Source organism: Saccharospirillum sp., assembly GCF_040881935.1.
GTDB lineage: Bacteria > Pseudomonadota > Gammaproteobacteria > Pseudomonadales > Natronospirillaceae > Saccharospirillum.
In genome coordinates this window covers 22,638-41,362 of the sequence record NZ_JBBECH010000092.1, presented here as the reverse complement: position 1 = coordinate 41,362, position 18,725 = coordinate 22,638, and the positions used below count along the sequence as shown (strand labels likewise).

General features: G+C 49.5%; 16 protein-coding genes. 8 read left to right on the top strand and 8 right to left on the bottom strand.

Annotation, left to right across the window (positions count from 1 at the left end; all coding sequences use genetic code 11):
• The first annotated feature begins 6 nt into the window (after positions 1-6).
• On the top strand, positions 7-1,953 hold the full coding sequence (locus WEB54_RS17040; protein ID WP_368056789.1) for a DNA sulfur modification protein DndB: 1,947 nt from the start codon (positions 7-9) through the stop codon (positions 1,951-1,953).
• A gap of 137 nt (positions 1,954-2,090) precedes the next feature.
• The gene (locus tag WEB54_RS17035; protein WP_368056788.1) at positions 2,091-3,005 is read left to right on the top strand and encodes a hypothetical protein; all 915 of its coding nucleotides are present in this window, start codon (positions 2,091-2,093) and stop codon (positions 3,003-3,005) included.
• A gap of 429 nt (positions 3,006-3,434) precedes the next feature.
• On the opposite strand, the gene dndE is transcribed toward WEB54_RS17035, so the two are convergent.
• Genes dndE through dndB form a run of 4 tightly spaced genes read right to left on the bottom strand, consistent with a single transcriptional unit; the run spans position 3,435 to position 8,472 of the window.
• On the bottom strand, positions 3,435-3,773 hold the full coding sequence (dndE, locus tag WEB54_RS17030; protein WP_368056787.1) for a DNA sulfur modification protein DndE: 339 nt from the start codon (positions 3,771-3,773) through the stop codon (positions 3,435-3,437).
• Between the two features lie 2 nt (positions 3,774-3,775).
• The gene (gene dndD, locus WEB54_RS17025; RefSeq protein ID WP_368056786.1) at positions 3,776-5,734 is read right to left on the bottom strand and encodes a DNA sulfur modification protein DndD; all 1,959 of its coding nucleotides are present in this window, start codon (positions 5,732-5,734) and stop codon (positions 3,776-3,778) included.
• Positions 5,724-7,391, bottom strand: a complete 1,668-nt coding sequence (gene dndC, locus WEB54_RS17020; protein ID WP_368056785.1) for a DNA phosphorothioation system sulfurtransferase DndC — start codon at positions 7,389-7,391, stop codon at positions 5,724-5,726. Before dndC ends, dndD begins: the two co-directional genes overlap by 11 nt.
• Positions 7,381-8,472 carry a DNA sulfur modification protein DndB gene (dndB, locus tag WEB54_RS17015; RefSeq protein ID WP_368056784.1) on the bottom strand — a complete coding sequence of 364 codons (1,092 nt, stop codon included), beginning with the start codon at positions 8,470-8,472 and terminating at the stop codon, positions 7,381-7,383. The genes dndC and dndB overlap by 11 nt, the downstream gene beginning before the upstream one ends.
• 129 nt (positions 8,473-8,601) lie before the next feature.
• Between dndB and dndA the strand changes: the two genes are divergently transcribed.
• The gene (gene dndA / locus WEB54_RS17010; protein ID WP_368056783.1) at positions 8,602-9,726 is read left to right on the top strand and encodes a cysteine desulfurase DndA; all 1,125 of its coding nucleotides are present in this window, start codon (positions 8,602-8,604) and stop codon (positions 9,724-9,726) included.
• Positions 9,727-10,054: 328 nt separating this feature from the next.
• Here the strand turns inward: dndA and WEB54_RS17005 are convergent, their stop codons facing one another.
• Complete coding sequence (locus WEB54_RS17005) at positions 10,055-11,005, bottom strand: hypothetical protein (RefSeq protein ID WP_368055210.1); 951 nt, start codon at positions 11,003-11,005, stop codon at positions 10,055-10,057.
• A gap of 129 nt (positions 11,006-11,134) precedes the next feature.
• Here WEB54_RS17005 and WEB54_RS17000 point away from each other — a divergent pair, with 129 nt between their 5' ends.
• The 4 genes from WEB54_RS17000 to WEB54_RS16985 all read left to right on the top strand — a co-directional run bounded on the left by WEB54_RS17000 (position 11,135) and on the right by WEB54_RS16985 (position 14,759).
• Entirely contained in the window at positions 11,135-11,572 is a 438-nt protein-coding gene (locus WEB54_RS17000) for an SRPBCC domain-containing protein (protein ID WP_368055208.1), read from the top strand.
• Complete coding sequence (locus WEB54_RS16995; protein WP_368055206.1) at positions 11,569-12,240, top strand: pseudouridine synthase; 672 nt, start codon at positions 11,569-11,571, stop codon at positions 12,238-12,240. The genes WEB54_RS17000 and WEB54_RS16995 overlap by 4 nt, the downstream gene beginning before the upstream one ends.
• A 225-nt stretch (positions 12,241-12,465) precedes the next feature.
• Positions 12,466-13,863 (top strand): DNA recombination protein RmuC, encoded by a 1,398-nt coding sequence (rmuC, locus tag WEB54_RS16990; RefSeq protein WP_368055204.1) that lies wholly within the window; start codon positions 12,466-12,468, stop codon positions 13,861-13,863.
• 116 nt (positions 13,864-13,979) lie between these two features.
• Positions 13,980-14,759 (top strand): TSUP family transporter, encoded by a 780-nt coding sequence (locus tag WEB54_RS16985; RefSeq protein ID WP_368056782.1) that lies wholly within the window; start codon positions 13,980-13,982, stop codon positions 14,757-14,759.
• Here the strand turns inward: WEB54_RS16985 and pobA are convergent.
• Positions 14,756-15,943: a 4-hydroxybenzoate 3-monooxygenase gene (pobA, locus tag WEB54_RS16980; RefSeq protein WP_368055202.1), complete on the bottom strand. Its 1,188-nt coding sequence runs from the start codon at positions 15,941-15,943 to the stop codon at positions 14,756-14,758. The genes WEB54_RS16985 and pobA overlap by 4 nt on opposite strands.
• Before the next feature lie 103 nt (positions 15,944-16,046).
• On the opposite strand from pobA, the gene WEB54_RS16975 reads away from it, so the two are divergent.
• Positions 16,047-16,946, top strand: coding sequence for a LysR substrate-binding domain-containing protein (locus WEB54_RS16975; protein WP_368055200.1), 900 nt, complete (start codon positions 16,047-16,049; stop codon positions 16,944-16,946).
• Here the strand turns inward: WEB54_RS16975 and WEB54_RS16970 are convergent.
• Together WEB54_RS16970 and WEB54_RS16965 are read right to left on the bottom strand one after the other, a co-directional pair.
• Positions 16,943-17,935 (bottom strand): aldo/keto reductase, encoded by a 993-nt coding sequence (locus WEB54_RS16970; protein ID WP_368055199.1) that lies wholly within the window; start codon positions 17,933-17,935, stop codon positions 16,943-16,945. The two genes, WEB54_RS16975 and WEB54_RS16970, sit on opposite strands and share 4 nt — an antisense overlap.
• Positions 17,936-18,077: 142 nt before the next feature.
• Positions 18,078-18,629, bottom strand: a complete 552-nt coding sequence (locus WEB54_RS16965) for a class I SAM-dependent methyltransferase (protein ID WP_368055197.1) — start codon at positions 18,627-18,629, stop codon at positions 18,078-18,080.
• Positions 18,630-18,725: the final 96 nt, after the last annotated feature.

Sequence of the window (18,725 nt, the reverse complement as noted above, 5' to 3'; positions counted from 1 at the left end):
TTTATAATGGATATACTGGACTCACTGTTAGAAGCTGAATTGGCGGAGCCTAATTTCGACTTCACGATTATGGGCAGTTTTGGTTCTTTTCATACGAAAAATAGTTTTGAAGTAAACTATATGCTTTGTAGTATGAATTATAAAGAGATTAAAACTTTGCAAGTTGCAGCTGATGCATTCCAATTTAGCCAAGTCAATTTCGATGAGATGGTGCAAAGAGAAATTGATGAGAAAAGGGTGAATGAGGAAATTGTTGGACAATATTTAGAAGACGATTTGAATAGGGCGCTATTTTTCCCTCCATTAATAGTTTCGCTAGTATCTTTCTCAGATGACGATAAACCAGTTCATAAATATAGAAAGTCACGTGAATTGATAGATGAAGAAAAACCTGTAAAAGTATTTAAAAAACGTTGGGATAGATACTTTGAAGTAGAGATGCCAGTGATCGACCAGGGTATTGATTACTATAAATCTGATTACTACGGAAATATAACTATATATAAAAATGCTGTGAAGCTTCGCGGCGACTCAAAGAATGTTAAGTTAGTTGTAATTGATGGTCAGCACCGTTTGAAAGCAGTAGAGGAATACATAAGACGGCACAATGAACAAAAAGATTTCATTACTTTGCCGGTATGCATTTGTTTCTCCCCAAAGGCAATGGCTGAAAACGGGCCGGAAGATATATTAGACACTCTTAGAAATATGTTTGTAACAATCAATAACAAGGGTAAGCAAGTTAGTGGGCATTATCTAGACTTGCTAAATGACAATAGTTTAGCATCCCAAACAGTACGTAGCCTCGCCAACATGTGGAAAAAGGAACGTCAAGATTCTCTTTACAGTAAACTACAGTTTATGGAATGGAACCAAAGATCTGATTCGCAATCCAGAAGAGTAAATAGAGCTCACTCTATAACCACAGTATCAATGTTAGCAGAGTCTCTAAGAGTATCTGTATTTGAAAGTCGAAAAAGCTCTAACTTGGACAAAATCCTTAGGCTGACAGAGGACAAGACAGAATTCTATGACCCTGAGCTGAGCGTTTATGATATTAGAGAAGACCATTTCAGTTACAAGCAAAAAGACGCATTATATAATATTCTTGAGCAGAGGGTTGTACCAAGCCTTGATATTCTTTTTACTGAGCCTTCTGTCTTTAAAAAGAAAATATCAAGTTATAATGCAGCCATATCTGATTGCTACGAAAGGTCTCAAAAATCTCAGCCGGGATATAGTAGCTTTATTGATATTATGCGCCGATTTGGCGATGTTGATAAAAAGATGCATTCGGATGAGACTGTTAGTGCAAGTAATAGCTTTTACAAATATATATATGCAAATGAGCATGCAGAAAACTACACTAGGCTTGTATTTAACCAAGCATATTTAAGAGCATGGGCTGATTTAATGTGTGTAAGTCACCATTTTCTCGACAATGTAGAAGATTATACGAGGATGTACATAAACTCGTTAGAAGAAGTCTGTTTTGATGAAAGAAGGCAGGTTTTTTCTAAGTCTAGGATTTATAATCAAAATACTCTTTACAAAGGGGCAAAGCCCAACACGACTATAATGGGAAAGGATAGTTGGTATCATTTACTAATGATGACTATTCTATCAGGTGATTCGTTAAAAAAAATCAAAGAATACTTAGAAAGTAGGCATGATACCAATCATGACTTTGATAAAGTAATAGATAGACTTACCCGCTCAAAGAATTCATTTATCGAAGTTTTAAGGGATGTGATTCATAAAGACAATCTTCAGAATTGGAAAGTAAAAGATTACCCCAGCTCTTTTCGGCGAGAGCTCGCAGATTGCGAGGCAAGAGGTGATAATGAGCAAATTGCAGAGCTCTTGAACCAATGGTCTAAAGAGCAGCTCAATCAAAGACTTGTGCTTCTATCTAATGTAATCGAAATTGACGTGATTCCATCTGAACGATGATTAATACTATATCTTATTGGGATGGGAACTCTACTAGCGGCTCGCACATAATGCTTGTACCGAAGAACCTAGAGTCGGATTTTTCGGAATTCTACAGGGAGGATTGTTTTGATAGTTCGCCAAGTCATGTTTACTTTTTGGCTGATTCTTCTTTGGCAAATGAAGATGTTGACTTTGCTATGTCGGTTTTGTCAAAGAAATATCAGTGTAATTTGAATTCTAATCAGAAACTTTTAGAGCTTATACTAAGACATAACCAAAATTCTATTTATCCAGGTTTCTCTCGTGGGCTTGACAACTTTACGATAAAGGGTTACTTAAATTCATCCGTATACACATCATTTAAAAAACTATTCGAACGATTTAATGATCTTGCGGAAATTATTGATTTGTGTTTTCCTCATGCGCATGGTGTCAATTGGCTTGAGTCACCGCTATCTATAACGGTTGATAATGCTAGTGCAATTTCTCTTTCGCCGTATGGTTTGTCAATTATTGAAAAAGTCTATTATGAGAAAATTGAGAAAATCAAGTCACTATTTGAAGGTTATGCAAGCTTAAAAGTTGCTGATAAGCTCTTTTTTATTTCAGCGTATTTCTTTTCCAGAACGGAGTTATTACTAGCCCAGAAAGACCCTACTCAAGCAACAGTTTTTATGCATAGAGCTGTTGAAACACTTTTAATAGCTTGGCTAGTAGATGAGCAAATGCTAACTATAAATTCTGACGGTGAGGTTGTTGGTGACAAGTACAATTATTTAAAAGACTATATGAATATGTCAAAACCGGTTAGATCTTTTACAGATAAAGAAGTTGATACTATTACGCGTTTGAATGAGCTCCGGAATGAATGTAAGTTTGCACATGGTTATGTCTATTTGAAAATTGATGATGCTAGAGAAGTCCTTGATAGCCTTAAAAATCTATTTGAACAAGAAGAAAAGATCAGCTCTCTATTGTTGTCGTTCAGAAGTATTACTAATTTCAATGAAAATTTTTTAGACCTAATTTATTCGTATCTTCTAGAAAACCGACATTTAGTCAAATTATAAATTATCTCTAACCTTTTCCTAAAAACGACTTACTTTGCGCGAAATTAATTTTCCAAAATCAATTTGATGTATTGATACTACGTGTAGTGTTCTGAATTATTTGTCATTTCATTATTCGACACAAAACTAAGATGACATATGAACAAGCCAGCCTTTGATATGGAAGCCGTACTGTAAATCCTGAATGACTGCTAAGACCTTACCGGTAAAGACGGCTTCTGGGCCTAAGTAACGTCTGATACGTGAAAATACGGAGCCATTTGTCGTGCTGGAAACGATCAGCGACAGTTGTGTCAATGTCTATTTTCTATATCTCATACAGGCACAGCCACTTAGATACCGGCGATACATTCTCTAATAGAAAACATTTAGCTAGTCGGCTCTATCCCGAAAAATCTGCAGAATCATTGTATGCGTCATAACTGATCTTCACAGGGATTTATTATAGAGGTTTATTCCTCTATTCAAATGAATTTTTACGAAGGTCGATAGTTCTATTTCTCCAGTGCCTTTGGTGAATTTGCGGTACGACTCTTTCAAAAGGGTGAAATAGACCTCAGCATATTCACCTGCAAAGGTCTTGAAAGTCATTTCCACATTACTATCCGAAGGAATATCTTCCTTCGGTGGTATTGTTGGGTCTGCCAGCGACATGCAGAGTGCCCAGCGGCAGAGCACGTTCCAGTTTTCAATGCCGGTTTTACGTTTTAGGATAATCAGCTGCTGCTTTTGCTTTTCTGATAAACGAATAGTGTCAATGCCTTGCATAATCAGAAGTACCCTTCGTTAAAGCCGGATGTTTTGGTTTTTTCGTTGTAGCTGATTTGATACTCGCGGGCGATATGTGGCTTTAGCTTCTTGTAGTAATCACCAACGATTTCTTCATCGGTCGAAAGCAGAATCACCTGCGGGCCAGCCTTGGGGAAGTAGTTTACAACTAGATTTTTACGGTGCTTACCATCCAAGCGCCCTAAGGGGGTATCTATCACTGTTGGCAACTCTTTTCCTGATGCTTCTGCTAAGCCCCACAAAATCGCAATAGCAAGTAATTGGCGCTCACCTGCAGATAACTTAGCTGGCTCCAATGTACTACCAATAGAGTCATATAGCGTGATGGAAAAACTGGTAGGGCAAATTTTTAGATCACTGATCAGCTGAGACTTACGCCCCAAAGCATCAAATTTTTGCTTTACCAAGCTTTGTAAGTGCTCGATATTCTCACTGACTAGCTGCTCGGCAAACCCCTGCAATGTTGCTTTTAGCTTTTTGATGTGCGCGCTGACCTCGATGGTTCGCTTTTGCTCAAAGGTATCTTTATTCTGCTGTGCTAAGAGATTGGTGTAGCGCTGTGATATAACATGGCTTTTGGCAACAGCCTGGTCTAATTGCTGCTGTTTATGTTTTTGCAAGGTATGCATATTTTTGAAGGTTGCTTCAAGTTCGGCAAGCTCTTTCAGCAGATGCTGCACTGTGTCATAAGCCGGGATAGTATCTATCTGTTTCTGAAACAGAGCCTGTTGTTCAAGAAGTTTTACTTCATCCTTTTCCAAGCGTAGGCGTTGTTTTTCTTCTTTGGCGATGCGTTCATCCAGGCCAATAAAAATACCTAGGTCGGTATTAAGGTAACACTCTACCTGCGCGAGCTGCTGACGAGTTTCGGCTTGTTTTTTCATGGTACTACGAATATGTAGAAACGTCTTTTGTGATGCTGCACTTGCGTCTAAAGCGTTTAGAATATGTTGATCATAAGTACTAATGGCTTGATCCAACATTTGTGCCTGTTTGGCTTTAGTTTCAAGGCATATTTGTGACTTGGTCTGCTCAATTAAATCTTGAACCAAACCCAATGGACCGACACCTCCAGCCAACTTTATTTGTTCCGCTTTATTGAGTTTAAGCTTAGCTTCTACTGCACCAAGCTCAAATTTTAAGCTATCCCGTTTTTCAATCAGGTGTGCGCCGCTATTTCGCACTGCCTGCCGCGCTTGGCTAATCGCAATATTGGTAGCGCCAAGTTGTTGCTCGATTTCCGCCAACTCTTTCTTCAGATCGGAAATGACTACGTTATGCTGCCCCATTTCATTTTCACAGGCCTCAACTCTAGCCATAACGCTCTGGTCTACATTGCTGGCCCGCCGCTTTTTGTCGACCTGAGCTAAGTCGATTTGCAGTTGGGAAAGCAGATCCAAACCCAGTAAGCTCTCAATGCCGGTTTTCACCAACTCAGATGAGCGCTGCGGATGAGCCATATTCTCAATCTTCTCGCCATCAAAAAAGAAAAGATCAGATAAGCTAAGCGGTATAAATTCATTGACGAATTCATCCCAGTATTGGCTAAGATGCTCATCATGTTGGTTGTCAACCGCTACACTTACCTTGTCCTTGGCTTCTGTTCCCTTCACAGCCCATCTGCGCTCAATATCATAACGGCGTACATGGTTCTCTGTGCGGTGCAAAAACGTCAGGTTCAACATCACTTCCGCGTCTTTGGCGGCAAACCGATTTTTGCAGCTGGCCAAAAATGAGCCATAGACAGTACCTGCCCGACTCGAACACTTAGCATGCTTGCCGTAAAGTACCAATTGAATCGCATCCAAAAAGGTAGTCTTGCCACCACCGTTTAAGGCACCAAGTAAGATCACCGTTTGATGTTGACTGACTTCTAAATCAATGCTGTGCTCACCTTGGTAAATGCCAAAGTTTTTAATTTTTAGGTGTTCAAATATCATCGCTGACTTCCACTGTTTCGATCAGCAATGAGCTATAGCCTTGCTCTTTGATGGAGCGAGTAATGATTGCTATTTGCTGAGCAATGCTTTCTTTTTCGGATTCGATTAAGTTTGGGGAGTTGTCATACTGAATTTGTAGTTCGTGCCTTTTTCGTTCAAGCGCAAAAACCTTAGCTTCTTCCATTGAGGTAAATGCTCCTTTTTCCAGGCTTTCATCTAGTTCGGTTGCAAGGTTAGCGCGACGAAGTTGGTTCTTGTGTTTATTCGCAATGGACATAACAGCCCGAACCTGTTGATACATCAAACCGTCGGCGTCATCTTGAGTGGCACAAAAAGACTTTAGCTTATCCATCACTGATTTGTTCAAAATCGGGTGATGGGCTCTGCGTTCACCGGGATATGCTTTAGCTATGACTTTTTCGTAGATGGCCGGTAAGTTGTCCTCTACTTCCAGTTTTTCCTCAAGCCAAATACGTCGGATTTCTTCCAATTCTTCTAATGGTAGTAATTCCAGTGTTTTTACTTCCGGTGGCCCCATTTCTTGCACAGCAACTTGCGCTCGCAGGACTTTTTCCAGCAATTCTTCGCGGAAGCTCTGAATGTAGGGGCCGGGGACGATATCTGCTCCATGCTTAGAGATGTGGACGGTCAGTTTACCGTTCATACGCCTGAAGTCACGGCGCGATTTGTCACGGCGCAATTTGTCTAATTTCTTATCGCGGCTGGCATCATTGACATCGATTTCATTGCGAAGGGCGAGCAGAGGGTACATCCAGTCTTTTTCGTCATCATTGGCAATCATGGCGGCCATGGACTTATCTTCAGAGACCATGGTGCAGACATAACACCCAAAGCGACTATCGCCGCAACTTTGGGTGCTTTTATCAACAACCAGTGGACATTCACCGCCTTCAGTTGCGCCTTGGTACATACCCATCAAATCCTGATTCGGAAAGTTCCACGGATTAGCTACAGAGTTTAGGTATACCCAGACGTCATCATTGGTCCAGTCAGCAATAGGAGTATAGACCCAGACTCGATCCAAGGACCCATTCGCGGTCAAGCCATCAGCGCTTCGAGTATTAGTTTCAATGCTTTCATAATGTTCCATCGATGTGGCCCGTGCATGGCTTTCTGCTTTTCTTGTGCCAAGCACCAGGATGGCTTCACCACGTTTATCGACCAGGCTATTGATAAAGGTATTCGATGGGGCTATTTTAAGGCGGTCAGTACACCAACGGAATTTATAACGAGGTGCTGGGTAGCCCTTTCCTATCAGGTTGACCCAAAAGCGATCCTTGACTGCAGGTGTCAGTCTATGTGGGTGAATGGGGAGACCTTGTTGCTCCGTCGCCTCTTTCATTCGCTCAAGGGACTTTTCTACCCACATAGAAACAAAAGGATTTTCTACCAGGGTATCGGTGCTGATGACATGCACATCTTTATAGCACTTTCCTTCTGCTTTTAACTGCTTTAAAGCGTGCCAGACCAGTTGAAGAACCGCCGTTGAGTCCTTACCGCCACTGTAGCCGATAACCCATGGAACTTGATCTTTTAAGTAGAGTTCTTTGACATGCATAATGGCACGCTCAATGGTTTGTTTTAAACCTTGCTCAGTAAAGGCGGAGTAAACTTGAACGGCTTGTTCACTGTTCATGGTTGGCACCTGTTAGCTTAAGTTCATCCGCCTGTTCTTTGGCGGATAGAGGTAATTTGAGTAGTCGCTTAATTCTGACAGCTGTTGCTTTTGCCCGGCTGGAGTTGTTGCTCATTTCGCCATTAACCATGCATCGTCCTTCCCAGTCAGCTTTGTTACTGCGATCCCAATTGATTTGAGCAAGAGCACTTAGCTTGTGCTGCCAATCAGGCAATTTGAGTAGCTGTTTTCCTACGATACCAAGGGCTTGAAGGGTAACTGAATGCACATTCACAGAGTGTTTTCTTGCATCACCAGAGGAGACTTTATCTTCAAAAACGAACTGCCATTCGCGCATCGATTGATAGACGGCTTGCCAATATTGAGCTGCAACTATACTAAGCTCCTGATGGTTTTCGGCAGTAACTTTGTCGAATAGCTCACGCGTTGCTTTATTGAAAGCGCTGTGTGTAAGTAGTTTTTTGGATCGTGGCCCCAGGTTATTTCTTTCCAGGTCAATCAGCTTCAAGAAAACTGGACTTGAGTAAATAAGTTCTTTGGTCAGTAATGCTGTTGGCTTGTTATCGTAAGTGATCCCTAACGAGCGGTCGGCCTTTTTTGGATAAAGGTTAAGATCTTTGAAAATCCTTTGCCGTTCCTCCAGAGTTTTGTCTGCAAAGAACACGACTGAAATACTTTCATCCGCTAATGTTGGATCTTGCTTTAGTGCTTCCAAAATGGCTGCATTACGGTGTTGTCCATCTGTAATATAGACTTCTGCGTCGGCATCAATGGTTAGAGTACCAATATTGGCTTCATGCGTGCCTTTCCCAATTGGAGAAAATGCGCTTGCCCCATCTATACATGCTGTAATTGCTGAGAAAGCATAGCCATCGCGCTGTGATAGAATGTAGTTGGTGATTTCCGGGATGCGTTCAAGGTTTAGAGTCCGTTGTGCGCGAGCTCCAACCGGTAGGCTGCTTTCATCGAAAGTGAAGACTTTGCGTAGTCTTTTTAGCGAGCACATGACAATATAGTATTCAGCACCGGCCTGGAGCCCTCGAATAGCTGGAAATGACGTGCCAGATGTAATGGTGCTCATGTGTATCTGCCTACTGATTTAGCCTATTGTTTGTACAAAATATCCGGTTGTATGTACATACGGGTGGTGTATAGTAGCAGGTAAATAACCAGATGTCTTCACTTTACGACCTGACTGACGACGACTTTTATGACGATTTACCTCGACTTCAGCGCTACCACACCTGTTCTGCCAGAGGTGGCAGATTTGGTATACAAGCTCATGGTGGAAGAGTTTGGTAATGCCGGTAGCCGTACCCATGAGTACGGTGTTGCCGCTAAGCGCGGTGTAGAGATAGCGAGATCGCAGGTTGCACAAGTTGTGGCTGCAGATAAAGCTGAGGTTATATTCACCAGTGGTGCTACCGAGAGTAATAACATTGCTATTCTTGGGCTGCAGGATTTTGCCCAAAAGAATGCAAAAAAGCATATTATAACCAGTAAGCTCGAACACAAGGCAGTTTTAGAACCAATAGAATGGCTGGAGAAGCAAGGCTTTGAGGTTACTTATTTAGATGCACAAGCGGATGGACAAGTTGACCTTAAGCAATTGCAGGCATCATTGAGGGACGATACCCTGCTGGTCTCTATCATGCATATCAACAACGAGACAGGTGTTATTCAGCCGATAGAGCCGATATGTTCATTGCTAGCTGATCACCCGGCTTATTTGCATGTCGATGCTGCGCAGAGCTTTGGCAAGTTTCCTTTTGATCTAAATAATCCGCGTATCGACCTCATAAGTGCCAGCGGTCACAAGCTTTATGCACCAAAGGGCGTTGGTGCTTTGATTATGCGCCGGCGGGGGTTTGTTAAACCACCCCTAAAGCCAATATACTTTGGTGGTGGGCAAGAAAAAGGTTTGCGCCCTGGGACACTGGCAACACCCCTGATCGCCGGATTTGGTTTGGCTTGTGAAATCGCAATCAAACAGGCAGAGCACTGGTTGGCACATGCGTCCACGTTGAAACAAGAGTTGATGGACAGCATGCTTGAGTTTGATGTCCAAATAAATGGTGAGAATACTTCGCCTTATGTACTGAATTTTTCAATCCCGAATATAAACTCCGAAGCCGCTATGGTGAAGCTTAAGGGAATTGTTGCTGTGTCAAATGGCTCTGCATGTACTTCTAGCAGCTATACACCTTCGCATGTTTTGACAGCCATGGGGTTAGCACCAGAACGAATTGCTGGTGCTATTCGTGTTTCTTTTGGAGTCACTACCCGGAATATTCCATGCGACCAAATCACTTCGGCACTTCGTTCTCTGCGTTAAAAACAATCAACGCGCATTAGTTCGACTATGCTGAATGATCGGAGATGTATAACTGTAGCTGTCCCCACTAAACCGAACACTGCCTCTTTCATTTGATACAAGGCCAGCCTGGTACTCCCAAGGCGACTTCATCTTAAGCCCTTTATGTGGGTGGCTTCGATTAGAGTCTTCCATCCACTCTGGCAGTTTTGCCATCACCGGAGTGGCCACTCAGTACACCCACCCTATCACCTTATCGGTGCATTCAGTTAATAGCCCCCTGGACCACCGCAAAATATTATAACCAAACCCGCCATGAGTGGGTCTTTTGTGAGTGTTTGGTGTTGTTCTAAACGCCCCCATGCCGCGGGCAAATACCAACGCCCAGGCCCGTGCCCAGGGTCACCATCATGGCTGGCTTTGAAAACCGGAAAGCGAGTGCCGCGGCGGTGCTGTCGTGTTCGAGCAAGGCCAGTCCCGAGAAGCCTGCACCGGGCAACCACCGCTGATGCAGAGTGGTGGCCAGGTGATCACAATCGTCAATTAACCGGTGGTAGACGCCGGAGTGGTAGTCGTGCGGGTGACCCTCGTTCAGATAGCAAGCCAGGCTAATAGCCACCGGCAAGCGCCCGTCCAGGTGCTCGCGCGTATTTTTCAGTACGGCCCGAAATGCCTCTCCTCTGAACAAGCCCTGATCGTCGAGCCAGTGGTCCACGGTTAACTCCGGCAGTGGCACGATGCGGTTACCGTGGTGATAGGCCAGGCCGCGCTTGATGCCGGTGGCCCCGAAATCCATAACCACCAGCGGCTCGGCTGAACCATGGTGCTGGGCCAGCCCGACCAGCCCGGTTTGTCCGGCCCAGGGCGACACCAGTACGTTCAGCGGGGCCAGGGCGGCTTCCAGAATCTGTGCTAGTTGCTGGCCAAAGTCGCCGCTGGTCAGACCGCCCGCCAAAACCAGGGTTTCACAGGTTTGCCAGTAGCGGGCATAACCGCGTTGGAAGTCGGACCCCTCGGCCCAGGCCTGGCCGGTCTGAGCGGTACGAATGACCCGGACCAGCCGATCGGCGAAGGTCTGCAGAATGGCCCGGTCAGCGTCGGCCCCGGCATCAAAGGTGGTCAGAAACTGACGAACCGAGCGCTCATCACCCGGGTTGTGCTGGTGAATCAGAGACAGCAGCGCCGGTGTTGATACCCAGTACCGGGCAGGGCGCGGCTCATCCTGTGCGGTCATAACGACCGGCATGCGATTCAGCGAAGCCTCCGGCGTCAGCGTCAGGGGTGGACAGGGTGTATTCATAAGGGCTGGCAATCGATTAACATCCAGCCACCATAGTTCGCGATGGGCGACTTGAACAGGCGAATCGTGTCAGAATAGTGCTGACGATTAGATAACATGAAATCCGGTTCCGGCCGGATGAGGGTGGGTATGGCTACATTGCTTCATCAGATCACTATCGATGCGCCAGCCAGCCGAATCTGGGAAATGCTGACGTCCCGGCTTGGCTTGCAAGCCTGGTGGGACGGTACTGTCAGCATTGCTGGTGGGGATTGCTGGCGACTGAGCTCGGATGATCTGGAAAGTCCGGTGACCCTAAAGGTGGTCGAGGAAGAGCCTGACAAGTCGCTGGAATGGCTGTGTGTGCAGGGGGATCCGGACTGGGAAAACACTCTGGTGCTGTGGACGCTCGAGAAAGCCAAGCGTGGCTTCACTATTCGGCTGGAACACCGCGACTGGCGCCTGAGCGAGATTGATCTCGCCGCCGAGAACACCCGCTGGGGCGAACGCCTGATGAAACTGCGCCTGCAGTGTCATCATAACGATGACCTGCCGGTCAACGACGATGATCTGAGTGTCTGGACGTGATTCCACCGGCCATTATCGAATGTAATCCGCACTTTTGCGTGCTCGACAAACCCTCCGGGTGGACGGTGCAGGAGTCCGAAGATAGCTGGGGGCTGCTGCGCTGGGCGCGAGCCCAGCTCGGCGGCGAGGTATTCCCGGTACACCGGCTCGACAAACCGACCACCGGCCTGGTGCTGATGGCGCGCAACGCCGCCGCCAACCGGGCGCTGAGCATGCAGTTCCAGCAACGTCAGATTCAAAAGCAATACCTCGCCGTCAGCGATCACAAACCGAGCAAGAAGCAGGGCTCGGTCATCGGCGATATGGTGCGCAGCCGACGCGGCCAGTGGATGCTGGCGCGCTCCCGCGAACACCCGGCCATTACCCGCTTCACGTCGGTATCACTCGCACCCGGCATTCGCGGTTATACATTGCTACCCCAAACCGGCAAAACGCATCAGTTACGTGTGGCAATGAAAAGCCTGTCGAGCCCGATCATCGGCGACAAACGCTATGGCGGCAGCGAAGCCGAAAAATTGTATCTGCACGCACACCGTCTGGCGTTCGATTGGCAGGGCCGTCATTATTCGTTCGAGGCCCTTCCCCAGGGACACTGGTTTGAACGCTGGCGCGAGTTGGGTTTGCCTGACTCATCAGCAGTCTCATCCCAACTGCAAACAGACCAGTAGTTGGGCGTAACTCAAGTTGCGGAGTTCGGGTTTGGGCTGGGTGGCGTTGGCCCGCAGCGGCTACCGGGTGAACCCCTGTGGGGTCGGCGTAGATCCATCCATGGAGCCTAGACCGCAGCGTCCCTGCTGCGGACTACCCCACAGGGATTCACCCGGCAGCCGCTGCTTGAATTCGCAGCGAACTCCAAATTAAGTATTGATAGAGTCTGACACAAGGAACACCCGATGCTGTGGTGGCAATTGCCGGAAGTCTGGATCAGCCTTGCACTGTCGTGCACTCTCGGAGGCTTGGTAGTGGGTGGTTTTTCCATTCGCTCTCGCCGTCTGTTGGAGGCCCAACTGGCTGATGCTGAGTTCAAACACCAACAGGCAGAGTTTGAAGTGGCCCGGCAAACTTCTGAGCTGCAGCGACTGGACGCACAGCTCAATGATCTTAACGCTCAGAACGAGCGGCTCTTGATGCAATTGCGACAGCGCGAAACCCGGTTGGCGGGGCTTGAATCGCAACACCAGGCGGAACAGAAACACCACCGCGAACAGGTGGCATTACTGACCGATACCCGCGATGCTCTGAAAGCTGAATTCAGTCAATTGGCCAATGAGATTTTCGAAGCCAAAGGCAAACGCTTCAGTGAGCAGAACCAAACCAGCCTGAACGCTTTGCTGACTCCGTTTCGCGAACAGGTTCAGGAGTTTCGCAAGCGTATTGACGACATTCACACCCAGGATACGCGGGGTCACAGCGAGCTGATGAGTCAGCTGACTCAGCTCAAAGATTTGAATACCCAGTTGAATCAGCAGGCCGATGATCTGACCCGGGCGCTGAAAGGCGATAAAAAACTGCAGGGCAATTGGGGTGAAATGCAGGCCGAGAAAATTCTGGAAAGCGCCGGTTTGCAACGCGGCCGGGAATACGATCGCGAAGCCAGTTTCAAAGACGACAATGGCCAGAACAAACGGCCGGATTTTCTGGTCAACCTACCCGATGGCAAACACCTGATTATCGACAGCAAAGTCTCGCTGAACGATTACCAGCAGTATGTCGCTGCCGACACCGAACTTGAACGGGAGTTGGCGCTGAAGCGTCACGTCGCCGCCGTGCGTCAGCACATCCGCAGTTTAAGCGATAAAAACTACCCGCATCTGAACGGCCTGAATTCGCCGGACTTTGTGCTGATGTTCATGCCCATCGAGCCCGCCTTTGTTGCTGCCTTTCAATCCGACCCGGCGCTGTTTAACGATGGCTTCAAACAAAACATCGTCGTCGTAACGCCCACCACCTTGCTCGCGACGCTGCGCACCGTGGCGAATTTGTGGACGCTGGAACGTCAGAACGTTAACGCCAAACAACTCTTTGATCAGGCCGGTAAGGTCTACGATAAACTGCGCACCTTCGCGGTACATATGGAAAAGCTCGGCGGCCAGATCAACACCGCCAGCAACACTTACGACACCGCCTGGAAAACGCTGCGCGACGGGCGTGGTTCGCTGGTGCGTCAGGTCGAAATACTCGAAGAGCTGGGCGCCACCGTGCGCCAGAAATTGCCGGACAGTGTGGCTACTGAACTGTCGGCAAACCATCGATCCAACGGCGCGATGTCACCCTCAACCGAAGACGATTGACATGCGTCACTGTCAAACTTTCAGGCCGTTAACCACCATACCCTCCCATCGTGCTCCACCGCTGACATTTTTTGACAGACGGTTACACTGTGCTCCCCCATTCGACGGAGCCTGCCGTGGCTGACTTATCCTGGTTGCAACTAACTGGTATTTTCCTGACCTTTGTCTGGAGCGGCTTCGTGCGCTCCGGGCTGGGGTTTGGCGGGGCGGCGCTGGCGTTGCCGTTTCTGTTGCTGATCAGCGACCGGCCGGTAGTGTTTCTGCCAATTATTGCCATTCATCTGCTGGTGTTTTCGTCGCTTACGGTTTGGCAGAGTCATCGTCAGTCACAAGCCGCCAGTGATGGTGAAGTGCGGGAAGGGTCGATCAACTGGCGCTATTTGCGCACCGTTATCCTGATTCTGCTGATTCCGAAACTGATTGGGGTTTTTGGTCTGCTGACGCTGCCGGATGCGGTGATGAGCGGCATTATTTTCGTCATCGTCGGGTTGTATTCCATTACCTACATTCTGCGCATGCCGTTTCGCAGCAACAGCAAATGGCTGGATGCGGTGTTTCTGGCGCTGGGTGGTTACATCAGCGGTACTTCCTTGGTGGGTGCACCACTGATTATCGCCGTGGTGTCGCAAAAAATTCCGCGCTTTCAGTTACGCGACACCCTCTTTGTGCTCTGGTTTATTCTGGTGTGTATCAAGCTGACCGCCTTCATCTGGTTCGGTGTCGACCTGCAATTGATCCATCAGCTCTGGTTACTGCCCGCTGCCGGCATTGGCCACGTGATCGGCATGCGCTTCCATGCTCGCCTGTTGAAGACCGAGGCAACCCGATTTTACCAGTACCTCGGTTGGGTGTTGTTGATCACCAGCAGTCTCGGTGTGGTGCAACTGGTGCTTTAACCCCAGTCTTCGATGGGAAAGCCACCGTATTGTTCGGCCAGATGATGCATAGCCACCGGTGAGTCCATCAAATGCTGCAGTTCGGCCATTCGGGTGCGAACGTCGTAGTCGGTCTGGTCCGGAAAACGATGCAGCAGGGTGGTGATCCACCAACTGAAGCGCTGGGTATGCCAGACGCGTTGCAGCGCCGCTTCTGAGTATCGGTCGATGAGCCTGTCGGACTGGTTCTGGTAGCGCTCAACCAGCGCCCGCCACAGGTAGTAGACATCGGACACGGCAAGGTTCAGACCCTTGGCACCGGTGGGTGGCACAATGTGGGCGGCATCGCCGACCAGAAACAATTGACCGTAGCGCATCGGTTCGCTGACAAAGCTGCGCAGCGGTGCGATCGATTTTTCAATGGACGGCCCAGTAACCACCTGCTCGGCCAGATGCGGCGGTAAGCGTTTCAGGAAGGTGTCCCAGAAGCGTTCATCTGACCAGTCCTCAACGCTGTCTTGCAGGTCGCATTGCACATAATAGCGGCTGAGCATGGGGTTGCGTTGCGAGGCCAGGGCAAAACCATCGGGGTGCTGGACGTACCAGATGTCTTCCAGCGGAGGTGTTTCCGACAAAATACCGAGCCAGCCAAAGGGGTACACTTTCTCGAAATTTTTCTGCACCGAGGCCGGAATGGCGTTGCGTGAGACCCCGTGAAAACCGTCGCAACCGGCAATGAAGTCGCCACTCAGGCGATGCTGTTGGCCGTCCATCTCATAGGTAACGCTGGGCTTTCCGGTCAGGTTATGCAGCTCGACATTCTGCACATTGTGATGGGTGATGCCGCCCTGGCTGTCTTTTGCCTGGTATAAGTCTTCGGTAATGGCGGTTTGACCGTAGGCCATGAAGTGGCGACCGCCATGGGTATGAATGTCGAGCAGCATGGTGTGCTCGCCGCCCCAGGCGACTTTGGTGCCATTGTGAACGTGGCCTTCGCGGTCCATACGCTCACCTACACCCGCGCGCCGTAACAGCTCAACGGTGGTCCACTCCAGTACGCCGGCTCGCACCCGTGACAGAACGTGGTCGCGACCGGAGCGTTCCAGCACGACGTTATCAATACCTTCGCGGTGCAACAGCACCGACAGCAACATGCCGCTTGGGCCGCCCCCGATAATGATGACCTGGGTTTTGGATTCAATCATGCCGGTGTCTCCATCATTGATGATGCACCGACTGTAGCACTGGCTATGCTATAGCTGAATATGTCAAAATTGTTTGGGTGATAACCAAGTGTGATAGATCAATATGAAGCTGGAATTGATAGAAGCCTTTTTGGCCACCGTGACTCACGGCAGTATCCGGGCGGCGGCCAAGCATCTTGGCCAGTCCCAGCCCGGGATGTCCAAGAAAGTCAGGCAACTCGAGGAGGCACTGGGAGTGTCCCTGGTCAAGCGCAGCGCCCGTGGCGTGGACCTGACCCAATACGGCGAAGCCTTTGCCCGCCGGGCCCGCATCATCGTCAATGAAACCCAGCGCGCTGTCAGTGAAGTGGCGCAACTGCGGGGCGAGCGTGAAGGGGTGGTGCGCATGATGCTGGCGCCCGCCTCGTCGGTCGACTGGGTCGCCCGGGCGGTACGCCTGTTTCAGCGCGATTGTCCGGGGGTGCGGCTGGATATTTACGAGGGCATGCAGGAGCAGGCGGTGGAGCGGTTACGCGCGGGCAGTCTGGATTTTGCCGTATCGCCGCTGTGGCAGGCATTGCCCGACAGCGAATTTCAGGTTGAAACCCTGCAGTCGATGCGCATGGCCATTGTGACCCGTCGCGACGGGCGCTACCGGCATTGTCGCCATCTGACCGAGTTAACCGCCGCGCCCTGGTTGCACGTTGGAGCGGGTACTCACGTTAGCCCGCTGATGGTCGATCTGTTTCGGCATTTTGGCCTGAACGCACCACCGCCACAGATGGAATCCTATTCACTGACCAGCACACTGGCGTTCCTGCTCGATTCCGACGCGGTGACACTGTTACCCGCCAAATTTGGCCGCCAGCCGTTGTATGCCGATGTGCTCACAGAGCTGCCTATTGCCGAACCGCTGCCGACGCAGAATCTGTATCTGGTGCAGCGGCGCGAGAGCCCGTTAACCCCGGTCAGTGGTATTCTGGCCGGTCACATTCGCCGGGTGGCCGCGAGCTTAACGGATTAGTCGCGTTCACTGTCGAACAACTCAGTATCGATCTCTGCCAGGGTGGCCTTGCCATAACGCGGGCCGCTGACGGTGTCGAGGTTGATCGTCTGGTCGAGTTCGTCGAGCACGGCGTCGCTCAGTTCAATGTCAGCAGCGGCCAGGTTGTCCCGGGCGTGGTTGAGTTGGGTAGTACCGGGAATAGCGACCATGGTTGGGGTTTGGTTCAGAACCCAGGCCAGGGTCAGTTGAGCGGGCGTTATGCCGAGATCGGCCGCTATCGCCTTGACCGGGTCCAGCAGGGCCAGGTTCTTCGGGTAGTGTTCGTCTGAAAAACGCGGCATTTTCCGGCGAATATCGGTGTCGGGAAGCTGGTTCGGGTCGGTCAGTTCGGCGCCGAGGTAGCCCCTGGCCAGTGGGCTGAAGGCGACGAAGGTGATGTCGAGTTCTTCGCAGGCACGCAGCACGGCAATTTCCGGGTTGCGGCTCCACAGCGAGTACTCAGTTTGCAGCGCGGTGATCGGGTGTTCGCGATGCGCCTTGCGCAAAGTATCGGCTGAAACTTCCGACAGGCCCAGATGCCGTACCTTGCCCTGTTGCACCAGGTCGGCCATGGCGCCAACGCTGTCTTCGATCGGAATGCGTTTGTCCCAGCGGTGCAGGTAGTAAAGGTCGATCACCTCGGTACCCAGGCGGCGCAGAGCGTCTTCGCAGGTCTGTTTTATCACGTCGGGGTGACCATCGATCGAACGCTGACCGGTTTCGTCCTTGAACATGCCGCATTTGCTGGCCAGGTAAAACTCATCGCGGCGATGCATAACCGCCTTACCGAGCAGTGACTCGTTGTTACCAAAGCCATAGAGGGCGGCGGAATCCAGGTGGTCGTAGCCCAGGTCCAGCGCTTCGTTTAAAAATGTAACAGCGTCTGCCTCAGACGGTCGAGGGCCGTAGGCGTGTGACAGGTTCATGCAGCCAAGGCCAATGCGACGGGTGTCTTTCAGGTTTTTCATGGGGCTCTCCGCTGATTGAATGTAGGGTCAGTGTACGATTTTGTGGCGTTTCATGGTTAGTACGCACTGTTGCAGCCACTATTGGGTTGAACGCTAGGTTCCCTGCGGGAACGGCGGAAGGCGGGGCGCTAGACGGAGGCGATTATTGCTTGGTGCAAAAATAGACCAGGGCCGGGGGTATATTGATCAGCACCCGCTTGCATTCGTAGCGACCATAGACCGACAGGAAATAGGGTTGCAACAGCCGGGTGTACTGAAAGGCAATGAACACCCCACCGGGGCGCAGCGCGGCGTGGATGTCTGAAAACAGTGTGCGGCGCTGGCTGTTGTCGAAATTGGCGAAGGGCAGGCCGGAAATGATGCAATCGACGCTGCTCAGTCCCTGCTTCGCGAGTACTTCATGCAGTAAAAAAGCGTCGTGGTGGGTGTGAATGTCGGGAAACCGGGCGTTCAGCGCATGGCGCATGTCGTCGTCGCGCTCAAAACTGATAAACGTGGAACCGACTGTGCGCTGGGCGTCGATAGCTTCGGTAATCACCCCGGTACCGGCGCCGAGCTCAATAATACTGTTGGTCTGATACCAGTCCACGCTTTCCAGCATTTTTGTCACCAGAAACCGGCTGCTGGGCACAATGCTGCCAATGGCGGCCGGTGACCGCGCGAAGCGCTTCATAAAGGTCCAAGTATTTAACATCTCACCTGCCTGGTCGCCCGATGGCGAAGGTTCTTATTGTGATCGGTGCCCGCGACGGTAGTAAACAAACATGTAGAAGGTCAGGGAACAGCGGTT

Excerpts from the sequence above, each read along its gene's own strand:
- WEB54_RS17040 (WP_368056789.1), top strand. The coding sequence starts at position 7 with ATGGATATACTGGACTCACTGTTAGAAGCTGAATTGGCGGAGCCTAAT.
- dndE (WP_368056787.1), bottom strand. The coding sequence starts at position 3,773 with ATGCAAGGCATTGACACTATTCGTTTATCAGAAAAGCAAAAGCAGCAG.
- dndD (WP_368056786.1), bottom strand. The coding sequence starts at position 5,734 with ATGATATTTGAACACCTAAAAATTAAAAACTTTGGCATTTACCAAGGT.
- dndC (WP_368056785.1), bottom strand. The coding sequence starts at position 7,391 with ATGAACAGTGAACAAGCCGTTCAAGTTTACTCCGCCTTTACTGAGCAA.
- dndB (WP_368056784.1), bottom strand. The coding sequence starts at position 8,472 with ATGAGCACCATTACATCTGGCACGTCATTTCCAGCTATTCGAGGGCTC.
- dndA (WP_368056783.1), top strand. The coding sequence starts at position 8,602 with ATGACGATTTACCTCGACTTCAGCGCTACCACACCTGTTCTGCCAGAG.
- WEB54_RS17005 (WP_368055210.1), bottom strand. The coding sequence starts at position 11,005 with ATGAATACACCCTGTCCACCCCTGACGCTGACGCCGGAGGCTTCGCTG.
- WEB54_RS17000 (WP_368055208.1), top strand. The coding sequence starts at position 11,135 with ATGGCTACATTGCTTCATCAGATCACTATCGATGCGCCAGCCAGCCGA.
- rmuC (WP_368055204.1), top strand. The coding sequence starts at position 12,466 with ATGCTGTGGTGGCAATTGCCGGAAGTCTGGATCAGCCTTGCACTGTCG.
- pobA (WP_368055202.1), bottom strand. The coding sequence starts at position 15,943 with ATGATTGAATCCAAAACCCAGGTCATCATTATCGGGGGCGGCCCAAGC.
- WEB54_RS16975 (WP_368055200.1), top strand. The coding sequence starts at position 16,047 with ATGAAGCTGGAATTGATAGAAGCCTTTTTGGCCACCGTGACTCACGGC.
- WEB54_RS16970 (WP_368055199.1), bottom strand. The coding sequence starts at position 17,935 with ATGAAAAACCTGAAAGACACCCGTCGCATTGGCCTTGGCTGCATGAAC.
- WEB54_RS16965 (WP_368055197.1), bottom strand. The coding sequence starts at position 18,629 with ATGTTAAATACTTGGACCTTTATGAAGCGCTTCGCGCGGTCACCGGCC.